At 73.0% G+C, this 13,415-nt stretch carries 16 protein-coding genes and 1 tRNA gene; 5 read left to right on the top strand and 12 right to left on the bottom strand.

Going from position 1 to position 13,415, the window contains the following annotated elements; translation table 11 throughout:
• Window positions 1–337 precede the first annotated feature (337 nt).
• On the top strand, window positions 338–532 hold the full coding sequence (locus ACFVX9_RS32355; protein WP_387985001.1) for a hypothetical protein: 195 nt from the start codon (window positions 338–340) through the stop codon (window positions 530–532).
• Window positions 533–577: 45 nt separating this feature from the next.
• Here ACFVX9_RS32355 and ACFVX9_RS32350 read toward each other — a convergent pair whose 3' ends face one another.
• The 8 genes from ACFVX9_RS32350 to ACFVX9_RS32315 form a co-directional block, all read right to left on the bottom strand.
• Complete coding sequence (locus ACFVX9_RS32350) at window positions 578–1,471, bottom strand: RNA polymerase sigma factor SigF (protein ID WP_063348628.1); 894 nt, start codon at window positions 1,469–1,471, stop codon at window positions 578–580.
• Window positions 1,472–1,615: 144 nt separating this feature from the next.
• The gene (locus tag ACFVX9_RS32345; RefSeq protein ID WP_244293642.1) at window positions 1,616–2,398 is read right to left on the bottom strand and encodes an RNA polymerase sigma factor SigF; all 783 of its coding nucleotides are present in this window, start codon (window positions 2,396–2,398) and stop codon (window positions 1,616–1,618) included.
• Window positions 2,399–2,736: 338 nt separating this feature from the next.
• Window positions 2,737–3,030, bottom strand: a complete 294-nt coding sequence (locus ACFVX9_RS32340) for a Dabb family protein (RefSeq protein WP_063348630.1) — start codon at window positions 3,028–3,030, stop codon at window positions 2,737–2,739.
• Window positions 3,031–3,122: 92 nt separating this feature from the next.
• Window positions 3,123–3,287, bottom strand: a complete 165-nt coding sequence (locus tag ACFVX9_RS32335) for a hypothetical protein (protein WP_167745863.1) — start codon at window positions 3,285–3,287, stop codon at window positions 3,123–3,125.
• Between the two features lie 452 nt (window positions 3,288–3,739).
• Window positions 3,740–3,826: transfer RNA gene (locus tag ACFVX9_RS32330), tRNA-Ser, on the bottom strand.
• Window positions 3,827–3,918: 92 nt separating this feature from the next.
• On the bottom strand, window positions 3,919–4,446 hold the full coding sequence (gene tadA / locus ACFVX9_RS32325; protein WP_063348631.1) for a tRNA adenosine(34) deaminase TadA: 528 nt from the start codon (window positions 4,444–4,446) through the stop codon (window positions 3,919–3,921).
• A 63-nt stretch (window positions 4,447–4,509) separates the two neighbouring features.
• Window positions 4,510–5,046, bottom strand: coding sequence for a tRNA adenosine deaminase-associated protein (locus ACFVX9_RS32320; RefSeq protein ID WP_063351275.1), 537 nt, complete (start codon window positions 5,044–5,046; stop codon window positions 4,510–4,512).
• 303 nt (window positions 5,047–5,349) lie between these two features.
• Window positions 5,350–5,586, bottom strand: a complete 237-nt coding sequence (locus ACFVX9_RS32315; protein ID WP_063348632.1) for a hypothetical protein — start codon at window positions 5,584–5,586, stop codon at window positions 5,350–5,352.
• A 164-nt stretch (window positions 5,587–5,750) separates the two neighbouring features.
• Here ACFVX9_RS32315 and upp point away from each other — a divergent pair, with 164 nt between their 5' ends.
• Entirely contained in the window at window positions 5,751–6,386 is a 636-nt protein-coding gene (upp, locus tag ACFVX9_RS32310) for a uracil phosphoribosyltransferase (protein ID WP_063348633.1), read from the top strand.
• Between the two features lie 74 nt (window positions 6,387–6,460).
• Here upp and ACFVX9_RS32305 read toward each other — a convergent pair whose 3' ends face one another.
• Window positions 6,461–7,141, bottom strand: a complete 681-nt coding sequence (locus tag ACFVX9_RS32305; RefSeq protein WP_380479338.1) for a LytR C-terminal domain-containing protein — start codon at window positions 7,139–7,141, stop codon at window positions 6,461–6,463.
• Between the two features lie 253 nt (window positions 7,142–7,394).
• Window positions 7,395–7,691 (bottom strand): type II toxin-antitoxin system VapB family antitoxin, encoded by a 297-nt coding sequence (locus tag ACFVX9_RS32300; protein WP_063348635.1) that lies wholly within the window; start codon window positions 7,689–7,691, stop codon window positions 7,395–7,397.
• 202 nt (window positions 7,692–7,893) lie between these two features.
• On the opposite strand from ACFVX9_RS32300, the gene ACFVX9_RS32295 reads away from it, so the two are divergent.
• Window positions 7,894–9,459: a helicase HerA-like domain-containing protein gene (locus tag ACFVX9_RS32295; protein WP_387984996.1), complete on the top strand. Its 1,566-nt coding sequence runs from the start codon at window positions 7,894–7,896 to the stop codon at window positions 9,457–9,459.
• Between the two features lie 26 nt (window positions 9,460–9,485).
• Here ACFVX9_RS32295 and ACFVX9_RS32290 read toward each other — a convergent pair whose 3' ends face one another.
• Entirely contained in the window at window positions 9,486–10,652 is a 1,167-nt protein-coding gene (locus tag ACFVX9_RS32290) for a hypothetical protein (RefSeq protein WP_387984993.1), read from the bottom strand.
• A gap of 255 nt (window positions 10,653–10,907) precedes the next feature.
• Between ACFVX9_RS32290 and ACFVX9_RS32285 the strand changes: the two genes are divergently transcribed.
• A complete protein-coding gene (locus ACFVX9_RS32285; protein ID WP_387984990.1) occupies window positions 10,908–11,426 on the top strand; it encodes a YbhB/YbcL family Raf kinase inhibitor-like protein in 519 nt (172 codons plus the stop codon).
• 5 nt (window positions 11,427–11,431) lie between these two features.
• Window positions 11,432–12,313 carry a hypothetical protein gene (locus ACFVX9_RS32280; protein WP_380426428.1) on the top strand — a complete coding sequence of 294 codons (882 nt, stop codon included), beginning with the start codon at window positions 11,432–11,434 and terminating at the stop codon, window positions 12,311–12,313.
• Between the two features lie 31 nt (window positions 12,314–12,344).
• Here ACFVX9_RS32280 and ACFVX9_RS32275 read toward each other — a convergent pair whose 3' ends face one another.
• Window positions 12,345–13,310 carry a helix-turn-helix transcriptional regulator gene (locus ACFVX9_RS32275; protein ID WP_387985025.1) on the bottom strand — a complete coding sequence of 322 codons (966 nt, stop codon included), beginning with the start codon at window positions 13,308–13,310 and terminating at the stop codon, window positions 12,345–12,347.
• Window positions 13,311–13,415 lie beyond the last annotated feature (105 nt).

The raw sequence follows: 13,415 nt of genomic DNA, 5'->3' as shown, positions 1-13,415 counted from the left end.
GCTACACCTGGTTACCGCCCGTGCGGCTTGGGCGGACCACCGGACACCTACACTGTCGTCGTCGCGCATGACACTCTTGCACATCTTGCCGACGCCTTGGGCAGGTTCATGCAATATCGGGCACCGCTGTGCCATGTGACAGTCCGAATATGCAATGGAGGTGCACGCGCGGTCGATCGGCGGACCGAGTCCGGTGCAATCGGGGTCGGGCGGAAAGCGGCGCCGGAGCCGGTCGAACGGTGCTGGTCGGGCGCAGTCCCGGGCTGCCGCGGTAAGGCCAACGCCCGTGATCCCGGCGGCTATTGGACGGCCGGGCGGGCGGGCGCCGTGGTGCGCTGTGGCCCTGTGCAGTGATGGCCTGAACCATGTCGTTGCCGACGACTTCGGCCCCCGCGCGCACGCCGTCGGCGCCGACCGCGGACCCGTCCTCGCCGACTACCTGCGCGCCGCCGAACTCGTCGTCGAACTCGCCGTCGAACGCGCCGCCGCAGTGGTCGGCCGGGCGATGGACGACGCCGTCCCGGCAGGCTGACGCGCAGCCTGCCAGGACGGCGACGGGTGGCCTCCCGGGGCAGGATCAGCCCTCGCTGATCAGGCCCTCACGGAGCTGGGTCAGCGTCCTGGTGAGCAGCCGGGAGACGTGCATCTGGGAGATGCCGATCTCGTCGCCGATCTGCGACTGGGTGAGGTTGCCGAAGAACCGCAGCATGATGATCCGGCGCTCGCGCGGCGGCAGCTTGGCCAGCAACGGCTTCAGCGACTCCCGGTACTCGACGCCTTCCAGCGCGAGGTCCTCGTAGCCGAGCCGCTCGGCCAGCGGTCCGTCGCCGTCCTCCTCGCTGGGGCTGGAGTCGAGCGAGCTGGCGGTGTACGCGTTGCCCACCGCGAGGCCCTCGACCACGTCCTCCTCGCTGACCCCCAGGCAGGTGGCCAGTTCGGCGACGGTGGGGGAGCGGTCCAGCCGCTGGGACAGGTCGTCACCGGCCTTGGTGAGCGCCAGCCGCAGCTCCTGGAGCCGTCGGGGCACCCGGACCGACCAGCTGGTGTCCCGGAAGAAGCGTTTGATCTCGCCCACCACGGTGGGCATCGCGAAGGTGGGGAACTCCACCCCGCGCTCGGGGTCGAACCGGTCGATCGCCTTGATCAGGCCGATGGTGCCGACCTGGACGATGTCCTCCATCGGCTCGTTGCGGCTGCGGAAGCGCGCCGAGGCGTACCGGACCAGCGGCAGGTTGAGCTCGATCAGGGTGTCGCGGACGTACGTGTGCTCCGCGCTGCCCGGTTCCAGGGCGGCCAGCCGCAGGAACAGCGAGCGCGACAGCGTCCGGGTGTCCAGCCCGGAGCCGGGCGGCGCCTCGGGCCCGGGCGGCGCGGCGGCCGGGACCCGCTGGAGCGGGATCCGGTCCTCGGCGACAGCCGTACCGTTGGCCTGACCAGCGTGGATCTCCGCAGTGCCCAGCTCTCCGGACATGCGCCCACCCCCTTGTGACTGACAGTTGAACGGGGGCCGTCGCACGGAGGTTCCCGGCGGGGGCCCTCCCCCTCCATACCGGAACACGGTGCACGGCAAACCCGAACGTCGCAAGATGTCACGCGAGGGTAACGCGCTGCAATCTCAGTCTTCCCAGGAGTTGCCGGTCCGAAGCCTCGTCAGGATGCGGGAGAGCAGCCGCGAGACGTGCATCTGGGACATCCCCAGCTCGGTGCTGATCTGTGACTGGGTCAGGTTGGCGAAGAACCGCAGCATCACGATCCGCCGCTCCCGCTCGGGCAGCTGGACCAGCAGGTGGCGGACCATGTCCCGGTGCTCGACCTCGGCCAGCGCGGAGTCCTCGTAGCCGAGCCGGTCCAGCAGGGCGAGCCCGCCCTCGTGCTCCTGCGCCGCCTCCAGCGAGGCCGCGTTGTAGGCCCGCCCGGCGTCCAGGCAGGCCCGGACGTCCTCCTCGGGGATCCGCAGGCTGGCGGCGATCTCCGGCACCTTGGGGGCCCGGCCGTGCAGCACCGTCAGCTCCTCCATCGCGCCGCTGACCTGGACCCACAGCTCCTGGAGCCGGCGCGGGACGTGCATGGTGCGGACGTTGTCCCGGAAGTAGCGCTTGATCTCGCCGAGGATGGTGGGCAGTGCGTAGGTGGGGAACTGGACGCCGCGGGTGGGGTCGAACCGGTCGATCGCGTTGATCAGGCCGATGGTGCCGACCTGGACGACGTCCTCCATCGGCTCGCTGCGGCTGCGGAAGCGGGTGGCCGCGTAGCGGACCAGGGGGATGTTCACCTCGATCAGGGCGGCCCGGACCCGCTCCCGCTCGGGGGTGCCCGGGGGCAGCTCCGCGAGCCGTTCGAACAGCACCCGGGTCAGCGTCCGGACGTCCACCGCGGGGCGGCCGCCGGGGCCGCGCAGACCGTCCGGGCGGAGCTCGCCGGCCGGGCTGATGATCGACGCCAGTACCTCGTCGGACACGTCACCCCTCCCTCAGTCGATAACGAAGGGCCCTGCGGATCGGGTGTCGCGGCTGCTTCACCACCTCGCCATGTCCGGCAAAACCGGTCATAGCATCACAAGGCGGGCGCAGGTCGGGCAAGCACCCGGCGGAGGTGTGTTGGTGCGGCATCGGGGCTTCACCGGGCTTCCCGCCCAGGCGCCGCACGGATCGTTCCGGGGCGGAGCAAGGCGCCCCGTCCGGTGGCCGGACGGGGCGCGGCGGGCCGTCCGAGGGACGGACCCGGGTGCCTCGGGTGTCAGACCTCGATGTCGGCGATCACCCAGGTGGCGAATTCGCGCCACTGACCGGCCGCGGCCTGATGGGCCGGGTGGGTCAGGTACGCGTGCAGGGCGTCGCGGTCCTCGACCAGGCTGTTGATCGCGTAGTCGTGGGCGATGTCCCGCTCGGTGGTGTTCCAGCCGCACTCCCACTCGCGCAGCTCGGGGATCAGCGAACCCAGCTCGGCGAACGCCTTGGCGCCGGCGAGCGCGCGCTCGTCGTCCTTGCGGACGCCTTCGTTGAGCTTGAACAGGACCAGATGCCGGATCACGATTGCCGCTCCTCGCGGACGGGGACAGAGGGTCCCGCACACCGTAGCCGGTGCGCCGGGGCGGGACGACGGGCCCTACGCGAGCGGAGCGCTCACTTGATCAGTCCGGTCATGAAGGTGCCGACCGCCTTGGCCGCGTTCGAGATGCCCTCGAAGCCCAGTTGGACGAGCTGGGCGGAGCGGGCCGGCGAGCTGATGATCGAGTAGAGGACGAAGATGAGCAGGAGGGCCATGCCGATCTTCTTCGCCTGCGCCATCGGGTGTCGTCCTCTCCTGCTGTGGGCCGCCGCCATCCGGGTCCCCGAGCGGCCCTGCGGAAGCAGCTTATCCATCGGACGGGCTATCAAGTGTGCGACGCGTTCGCCCGGCGGGACGAAGGTCCCCGTGAGTGGGGCCTTTCTCCGGATGCCCGGAAGCGGCCCGGGCGGCAGGATGGGAGACGTGCCGAGGATCTGGCAGGAATCCCCGGTGCGTGGATCCGGAGCTCCCCGCTGTGGGACCGGGCGCCGCGGCTTCCCCCCGACGCGGCGCCGGTTGTGGGACTCCGCCGGGGGAGCGGTCGTCCCCCCGAGCCGCTCCCCCTTTCCAGGCTCCGTACTCTCCGGGCGTTGGTGGTCATCAGCCCGGAGTACGGAGCCCTTTTCGCGTTCGAGGGTGCGCGGAAACGCCGAAGGCCCGTCCGGATCGGACGGGCCTTCGGGCTTTCCAGCGGTAGCGGTGGGATTCGAACCCACGGTGAAGTTGCCCCCACACACGCTTTCGAGGCGTGCTCCTTTGGCCGCTCGGACACGCTACCGAGGGGAACTCTACCGGACGGGTGCGCGGTCACGAAATCCATAGGGACGGGCGGCCGGCGGGGGACCCGGCGGCGGAAGTCGACGCCGGACGTCAGCGGTGGGACTCGAAGAACTCGCGCAGCTGCTCGCCGCACTCGTCGGCGAGGACGCCCCAGACCACCTCGGGGCGGTGGTTGAGACGGCGGTCGCGCATCACGTCGAAGAGCGAGCCGGCCGCGCCGGCCTTCTCGTCGAGGGCGCCGTAGACCACCCGGTCGATCCGGGACAGCACGATGGCGCCGGCGCACATCGTGCAGGGCTCCAGGGTGACGACCAGGGTGCAGCCGCTGAGCCGCCACTCCCCGATCCGTTCGGCCGCCTGCCGGATCGCGACCACCTCGGCGTGCGCGGTCGGGTCGCCGACCGCCTCGCGCTCGTTGTGGCCGCGCCCGATCACCTCGCCGTCCGGGCCCAGGACGAGCGCCCCGACCGGGACGTCGCCGGTGGCCGGCGCCAGGGCGGCCTCGGCGATGGCGAGGCGCATCGGCGCCGCCCAGCGGTCGCGGACCGGGTCGGGGCGGACGGGGGCGGGCAGCGGGGCGATGCGGGGGACGGCCTGCGGGGCGGATGCGGACTGCATGGCATCCAGTGTCGGGTATCCGGCGGTGGGCACTGGCCTGGTCACCGGCCTGGTCACCGCCCGCTACCGGACCGCCTCCAGGACCTCGCCGCAGCCGAGGGCCTCGGCGATCTCCTCCAGGGCGTCGCCCGGGACGGCGCCCTCGCCGCTGAGGGCGAGCAGCTCCTCGGCGGCCAGGCCGAACTCGGTGAGCAGGTGGGCGTCGCCGAGCGGGCCGACCGGGACGCCGCTGCGGGCGTCCTCGTCCTGCTCCTGCGCCTCCTCGTCCTCCTCCAGCTCGACGACCAGGTGGTCCAGGTCGCCGAACTCGCTCTCACCGGCCTGGTCGACCAGCTCGTCGGTGAGGACGGAGCCGTAGGAGCTGCGGGCGGCGGCGGCGCCGTCGGACACGAAGATCCGCGGGTCCTCCTCGCCGTCCACCCGGACGATGGCGAACCAGGCGTCCTCCTGTTCGATGAAGATCAGGACGCTGTCGTCGTCCTGCGTGGAGTCGCGGGCCAGTTCGGTCAGGTCGGCGAGGGTTTCGACGTCGTCGAGCTCCGTCTCGCTCACATCCCACCCGTCCTCGGTGCGAGCAAGCACTGCAGCGAAGTACGCCACCAGGGACACTCCCAAGATCTCGGTCTCGGCTGTCGGCGCGCTCGGGCAACGCGAAAATCTGGCCGCCCCCGCGCCAGAGGCGGTCCGCTCGTTCGGACCGTCCCATCGGAATCGTGACAGAAAGCCCGCCCTTGCGGGGGGTGTTCGGCAGCGCGTCTTTGCAGGTCGTGTCGGAAGGGCCGGCCGGCGGCCGGTGTGGCGCCGGCACCACCGCCCGGGGCCCGCCGGATCCGGACCGGCCGGTCGGCGGAGCCGCAGGGGGAGCTGCGGGGGGAGCCGCGCCGGAACCGCTTCGGATCCTCGTCAGATCCGGAAGGTTCGCATCCGCATGGCTTCGCGCATCCGCCGTTCCTTGGTCCGCCGGGGCTGGACCCGCTCCCGGAGTTCGCGGGCCTCGGTGAGCTCGCGCAGGAAGACGGCCCGCCGCCTGCGGCGGTCCGCCTCGGTCTCCGGGGGGTCCTGTGGCGGGCCGGGGCGATTGCCCGACCGGCCTGCGGGCTCGTCCGCCGAGCCGTCCCCGGCGTTCGGGTTGCTCGTCATAAGACGTGACATTCCCAGATCAGCCCGGTTGATACCACAGGAGGCGCTTCCGTCCGGACATTCGCGGGGCGTCACGGCGCGATACGGCCGGGTGCACCCCGGCGACGGGGCGGTCGGCACGCGGCGAGTCGTACAGGCGTGCAGACCCGGGCTAACCTCGATACATGCGTCTCCACGTCGTCGACCACCCCCTGGTGGCCCACAAGCTCTCCACCCTGCGCGACGAGCGCACCGACTCGCCGACTTTCCGTCGCCTGACCGACGAGCTGGTGACCCTCCTCGCCTACGAGGCCACCCGGGACGTCCGCACCGACGAGGTGGAGATCACCACCCCCGTGGCGGTCACGCTCGGCACCCGCCTCAGCTACCCCCGCCCGCTGGTCGTGCCGATCCTGCGCGCCGGTCTCGGCATGCTGGACGGGATGACCCGACTGCTGCCGACCGCCGAGGTCGGCTTCCTCGGCATGGTGCGCAACGAGGAGACCCTGGAGGCCTCCACCTACGCCACCCGGATGCCGGACGACCTCTCCGGCCGCCAGGTCTACGTGCTCGACCCGATGCTGGCCACCGGCGGCACCCTCGTCGTGGCGATCAAGATGCTGATCGAGCGCGGCGCCACCGACGTCACCGCCGTGGTGCTGCTGGCCGCGCCCGAGGGCGTCGAGGTGATGAAGCGCGAGCTGGCCGGCCTGCCGGTCACCGTGGTCACCGCCGCCCTGGACGAGCGGCTCAACGAGAACGGCTACATCGTGCCCGGCCTCGGCGATGCGGGCGACCGCCTGTACGGCACCGCCGGCTGAGCGGATCCCCCGAACGGACGAGAGCCCCCCGGCGCGTTGCCGGGGGGCTCTCCTGTTGCGCGGGACGACCGGCCTCAGCAGCTGCCGGTGGCGGTCGGGGTGGGGGACGGCTTGGTCGCGAGGGCGAGGGCGGCGGCCGCCTGGGTCTCGTCCAGCAGGGCGTTGTAGCTGTCGCCGACCACGAAGTCCACGGTGCCGTCGGTGCGGGCGTCGGCGGTGGTGGTGGCCCCGGCGATCTGCGAGCCGAGCAGGGTGGCGGCGCCGGCGCCGGCCGGGCCGGCGATCACCTGGGCGGTGCCGGGCACCTTCTTGTCCAGTTCGGCCGGGGCGTTGCCGACCTTGCCGATGGTGAAGCCGCGCTTCTTGAGCTCCTCGGCGGTCCGGCCGGCCAGGCCGCCCTTGGCGGTGGCGTTGTAGACGTTCACCGTGACGCCGGCCGGCTGCGGGATCGCGTGCGGGTCGCCCGGGGCGGCGGGCGCGCCGGAGGCGGTGGGCGCACCGGGCGTGGCGCCCGGGGAGGGGGCGGCCAGCGGCTTGCCCGACGGGGTCACGCAGGCCTGGGCGGAGGAGTTCTTGTTCTTCCCGCTGAAGATGTCGTAGAGCTGGACGCCACCGAGGCCGATCAGGGCCAGGGCGAGCAGGCTCGCGAGCCCGGAGATCACCTTGCGGCTCTTCCTCGGGGGCCGGCCGAGTCGTGGATAGGCGTTGCCGGTGACGCGGTACTGCTTCCCCTTGAGGCCTTGGGGAGTCAACATGCTCACGGTTTGTCTCCCCCTCGTGCCAGGGCGGGGTCGGGATGACGGATCGGCTGGTGCGAGTGGATCCCGTGGTGCGGGCGGATCCCCTGGTCGCGGCCGTAGTCAGCAGCGTAGTGCCGTCCGGCTGCGAAGGTACTAAATGATCATCATCTGGAGTACGCCGGTACCCGAAAGGGGGTACCCGGGTACGCGCGGACCGCCCTCCGCCGGGTGGCGAGGGGGCGGTCCAGGAGCCCGTGCAGAGGGTCCGTCATTCCATTTCGAGGACCCGGGCGTGCAGCACCTGGCGCTGCTGCAGTGCGGCCCGCACCGCCCGGTGCAGTCCGTCCTCCAGGTACAGGTCGCCGCGCCACTTCACCACGTGCGCGAAGAGGTCCCCGTAGAAGGTCGAGTCCTCGGCGAGCAGGGTTTCGAGGTCGAGTTGCCCCTTGGTGGTCACCAGCTGGTCGAGCCGCACCGGGCGTGGGGCGACGTCAGCCCACTGTCGGGTGCTCGTCCGGCCGTGATCCGGGTACGGCCGCCCATTGCCGATGCGCTTGAAGATCACACGGAAAGCCTACCGTTTGGGCGGCGGATGGCGCAGCCGCCGCGACGCCGCCACGCGCTCGGGTGTGAGCTGCGGGAGGGCGATTGCGGCTGTTTGATGGGAAATGTCGCGAACATCGCCGGGTTCCGATCGGGACACGGCCCGCCCGGGACCGGGTTCCGGGCCCGCCCCGCCTCCCCGCACCGCCCAGGAGAGTGCCCCGATGTCCTCCGCCCTCACCCCGCCGGCCGTCCGGGAGATCGCCGACGGGTACGCCTTCACCGGGCCCGCCCTCGACCTCGGCGCGGTGCTGCTGGACGGCACCGCCTACCCGGACGCCCAGGTGCGCATCCCGCTCGGGGTGCTCAACCGGCACGGGCTGGTCGCCGGCGCCACCGGCACCGGCAAGACCAAGACCCTCCAGCTGATCGCCGAACAGCTCTCCGCCCAGGGCGTGCCGGTGTTCCTCGCCGACGTCAAGGGGGACGTCTCCGGCGTCGCCGCGCCCGGCGCGCCGAGCGAGCGCACCGCCGCCCGCGCGGCCGAGGTCGGACAGCAGTGGACCCCACAGGGCTGCCCGGTCGAGTTCTACTCGCTCGGCGGCCAGGGCGCCGGGATCCCGATCCGCGCCACCGTCACCAGCTTCGGGCCGCTGCTGCTCGCCAAGGTGCTCGACCTGAACGAGACCCAGGAGTCCTCGCTCAGCCTGGTGTTCCACTACGCCGACACCAAGGGCCTGGAGCTGTACGACCTCAAGGACCTCACCGCCGTCATCGCCTTCCTCGCCTCGCCCGAGGGCAAGGAGGAGCTGAGGACCATCGGCGGCCTCTCGTCGGCCACCGCCGGGGTGATCCTGCGCGCGCTCACCCTGCTGGAGAACGAGGGCGCCGGGGCGTTCTTCGGCGAGCCCGAGTTCGACACCGCCGAACTGCTGCGGACCGCCCCGGACGGCCGGGGCGTCGTCTCGGTGCTGGAACTGCCCGCCGTCCAGGACCGGCCGCGGCTGTTCTCCACCTTCCTGATGTGGCTGCTCGCCGACCTCTACCAGGAACTGCCCGAGGTCGGCGACCTGGACAAGCCCAAGCTGGTGTTCTTCTTCGACGAGGCGCACCTGCTGTTCAAGGGCGCCTCCAAGGCCTTCCTGGAGGCCATCACCCAGACCGTCCGGCTGATCCGCTCGAAGGCCGTGGGCATCTTCTTCGTCACCCAATCCCCGCGTGACGTCCCCTCCGACGTGCTCGCGCAGCTGGGCAACCGGGTGCAGCACGCGCTGCGCGCCTTCACCCCGGACGACGCCAAGGCGCTCAAGGCCACCGTCTCGACCTTCCCGCGCTCCTCCTACGACCTCGGCGCGGTGCTCACCTCGCTCGGCACCGGCGAGGCCGTGGTGACGGTGCTCTCCGAGAAGGGCGCGCCGACGCCGGTCGCGGCCACCCGGCTGCGGGCGCCGCAGTCCCTGATGGGGCCGATCGAGGCGGGCGCGCTGCGGGCCGTCGTCGACGCCTCGCCGCTGACGGCGCGCTACCGGGACGCGATCGACCGGGAGTCGGCGTACGAGAAGCTGGCCGCGCGGGCAGCGCGGGCGCCCAGGCCGGAGGCCGCCGCACCGGCCAGGGTGCCGAAGGAGCGGGAGCCCGCCCCGCGGCGGGAGGAGCCGAAGGGGGCGGGCGGGCTGCTCGGTTCGCTGCTCAGCAACCCGACGGTGAAGTCCCTGGCACGTTCGGCCGGGAAGCAGCTCGGGCAGGAGATCTCGCGCAGCCTGTTCGGGACGTCCAAGCGGCGGCGGTAGCGGCCGGGCCCCGCAGGACTGGAGCCTTACCCGGCCAGGGCGGCGCCGATCCGGTCGAGCGAGGACAGCCGCATCAGGCCGTAGTTGTAGAACTCGACCTCGGGGACGCCCAGTTCGCGCAGGGTCGCGATCTTGGCGGCGAGGTTCGCCGGGCCGTCGCAGTCCGAGGCCATCGGCCGCAGGATCACCGCCATGTCCTGCGGGCGGACGCCGTGCAGGGCGAACGCGGCGATCTTCTCCCGGACGGCCTCCGGGGTCTTCGCGTAGCCGAGCGTCTCGATCTGGTCGGCCGCCTTGGCGAGCGCGGGCAGGTCGATGCCGGACAGCCAGCCCTTGCCCGGGCCGGCGCCGTCCATGAAGCTCAGCCGCATGCCGTGGCGCCGGGCCTCCTCGGTCAGTTCGGCGGCCAGCGTGGTGACGGTGGTGGTGGCGGCGTCCAGGTAGGCGGCCAGGGCGCCGTCCGCGAGCGCGCTCAGGTCGGCGGGCTCGGCGGCGGCCGCCTCGTCGGCCAGCCGGCGGCGCAGCTCGGTGCGGACGGCCTCCGCGACCTCCTCCGCCGGGACGCCCGCGCGGGTGGCGGCGGCGCGGCAGTGCGGGCAGAAGCAGATGCCGAGCAGCGCCTCGGCGCCCGCGCCCAGTTCCTCGAAGTAGCGCTCGTGGTGGTAGCCGTGGCGCAGCCCGTGGAAGTGCAGGGACTCGGCCCGGATCGCGTCCACGCCGTACCGGGCCAGCTCGGCGACCAGGGTCCGCGCGTACTCCCGGACCTCCGGGTGGGCCGGGCAGAGCTCGGTGAGGTGGCGGTCGCCGAAGGCGTTGGCCGGGGCGCAGTCCGGGTGGGCGAAGCCGAGCCGGTCGTTGTGGCAGAACACCGTCCAGGCGTGCAGCTTCAGCCCCCGGCGGCGGGTCTCGGCGGCGGCCTCGGCGAAGGGGTCGCGGTCGCCGATCGCGGTGGACGGGGCGGGCGCGAGCCGGCGGCCCCGCCAGCGGGCCGGATCGGGGCGGAAGTACGCCGCGCCCGGCTCCAGGTAGCGGATCACCCGGCGGGGGTTGTGCGGGAAGACGTCCCGGGCCTCGTGGTAGACCGAGGCGAGGGTGACGCCGCCGACCCCGGCGCGGTCGGCGAGGTTGCCGAAGAAGGTGTCGGCGCCCTCGTCGAGCAGGTCGGTGGCGAAGGCGAGGACGGACGACTCCACGGTGCGGCTCCGGAGCTGGGGGCGGGTGCGCTGTCCACGCTAGCCGCAGGGGCCGGATTGGTCTATACCTGGCGATTTGAGCGGACCGGGCCCGAACGAGGGGCGACCGGATCGGGGCGGCCGGACCGGACGGGCACCCCACTACAGTGAGCCGTGTCCGACAGACCGTGTCCGACAGGCCGTGCCCGTCGGACCGTGTTCTTCAGCGTCCTTCAGCCCGAGGCCGTCCACGGCCCGTTGAGAGGTGACCACCCCATGAGCGTTCGCCCGCCGCTGCCGTACGACTTCCTGCCGCAGGTGCCGTCCTTCCCGCTGACCAGCCAGGACATCGCCGACGGCGGCACACTGGACGGGGAGTTCAGCCACGCCGGCGGCAACCGGTCGCCGCAACTGGCCTGGTCGGGGCTGCCCGAGGGCACCCGCAGCGTCGCCGTCACCTGCTACGACCCGGACGCGCCCACCGGCTCCGGCTGGTGGCACTGGCTCGCCCTCAACCTGCCCGCCGACACGGTCGAACTGCCGCGCGGCGCCGGCTCCTCGGACGACGACCTGCCCGGCGCGGCCTCCTTCCACGGCCGCAACGACTTCCCCGGCCACCAGTACGACGGCGCCGCCCCGCCGCCCGGCGCCCCGCACCGGTACGTCTTCGCGGTGCACGCCCTGGACGTCGAGAAGCTGGACGTCTCCGCCGACACCCCGGCGGCCCAGATCGGCTTCCACCTGACCTTCCACACGCTGGGGCGGGCGCTGCTCACCGCCGAGTACGGGGTCTGAGCGCGGTGGGCCACGATCCGGTCGAGGTCTGGCGGCTGCCCGAGGAGGACCGGTCGGCCGGTCGCAGGGCCGTGGCCTGGACGGTCGGGCCGGCCGGGGAACTGGCCCTCCTGGTGGTGCCGGAGCAGCACCTGGCGCCGGCCGGATCCTGGCCGCCGGTCCGGCTGCCGTTCGACGGCGAGGTGGTCGTGGCCGCGCCGCAGGGGGAGTGGCGGGTGCCGCTGTCCGGCGTCTCCTGCTCGCCCGACCACCTCGGGCTGCTGCCGGGCGGCCGGGTGCTGCTGGCCGGGTACCGGGCCGAGCAGGACGGGGAGGAATGGCTGCCCAACGCGGCCGTGTACGGCGCGGACGGGGCGCTCGAACGGGAGCTCGCGCTCGGTGACGACGTCCAGGTGCTGGTGACCGACCTGGACGGCCGGATCTGGATGGCCTACGGGGACGAGGGCATCTACGGCGACCACCCGATGGCGGCCGCCGGGTTGCGGGCCGCCGACACCCGGGGCCGGGTGGTGTGGAGCCCGGACAAGCTGCCGTCCTACCCGCTGGAGGGCCTGGCCGGCGCGACCGACGGCCGGAGCGCCTGGCTGGCCTGGTACCCGAGCTCGTCGGTCAGCCACCTCACCCGGATCGACGCGGTCGACCGGCCGTCGACCACCGTGCCGTGCCCGGTCCGGCTGCCGGTCGGCTTCGCGATCCGCGGCGGGCAGGGCGTCTTCCTTTCCAGCGGTGGAGAGTTGACCTGGTACCAGCTGATCGGCAAGGAGTGGAAGCAGACCCGGCGCCGGCAGCTGAGCGTGCCCGGCGCGCTCGACCGGGTGCGGGCGCACGGCCGGGACGGCGCGCTGTGGTTCCGCGCGGGGGACTGCTGGTACCGGATCGAGGCTTAGGGCCTGCCCGGCGGATCCTGCCGGGCGGGCCCTAGCCGCCCGCGCGGGTGGCCCGGTCGGCGCGGGCGGCCAGGGTGCGCAGGTGGGTGATCAGCTCCGGCGGCTCGTGCACCTCGAACTCGCAGTCCAGCGTCAGCAGCCGCACCGCCGTCCACTCCAGGGAGTCCGTGCGGGAGCGCAACCGGCAGCGGTGCTCGTCGATCGGCTCGATCTCGGAGTCCCCCCGGGCGAAGTGCCGTCGGACGTTCGCGGCCGGGGCGTGCACGGTGGCGACCACGGCGCGGGCCGGTGACTGGCGGCGCAGCTTGCCCGCCACGTACGCGGCGGCGTCCTCGGCCGGGAGCGGGCGCGGGGTGAAGTGGGCGCCGGTGGCGCGGGGTTCGCTGAGCCGGTCGACGCGGAAGAGCCGCCAGTCGTCCCGGTCCAGGTCGTAGCCGACCAGGTACCAGCGGCGGCCGGCCGAGACCAGCCGCTCGGGTTCGACGTTGCGCCTGGTCTCGGCGCCGTCGCCGGCCCGGTAGGCGAAGCGCAGCCGTTCCCGGTTGGTGACGGCGCCGGCGAGCACGGTGAGGTCGTCCGGGTCGACGGTCGGGCCGTCGCCGGTGAGCAGTGGCATGGTGGCGGTGTTGAGCGCGCCCACCCGGTGCCGCAGGCGGCCCGGCAGCACCTGGAGGAGCTTGGCGAGGGCGCGGACCGAGGCCTCCTCTATGCCGACCACCGCGTGCCCGGCGGCCGCCCGCAGTCCGACCGCGATGGCGACGGCCTCCTCGTCGTCCAGCAGCAGCGGCGGCATCGCCGTCCCCGCGACCAGCCGGTAGCCGCCGACCGCACCCATGGTGGCCTGCACCGGGTAGCCGAGGTCGCGCAGCCGGTCGATGTCGCGCCGGATCGTCCGGGGGCTGACGCCGAGCCGTTCGGCGAGTTCGCTGCCGGGCCACTCGCGCGGGGTCTGCAGCAGGGACAGCAGGTTCAGCAGCCGTGCGGGGGTGTCCGTCATGCCGTCCAGGATGCCGGACAACTGGGACAGGATCTGACCTATATGCCCCGTACCCTCGTGGACGTGCCGACGAGCAGTGCGAGCAGCGCGAGCAGGACGAGCAGG

The sequence above is a fragment of the Kitasatospora sp. NPDC058243 genome (genome assembly GCF_042882025.1).
In the GTDB taxonomy this organism is placed as follows: Bacteria; Actinomycetota; Actinomycetes; order Streptomycetales; family Streptomycetaceae; genus Kitasatospora.
This window is presented reverse-complemented; position numbering and strand designations above follow the sequence as displayed.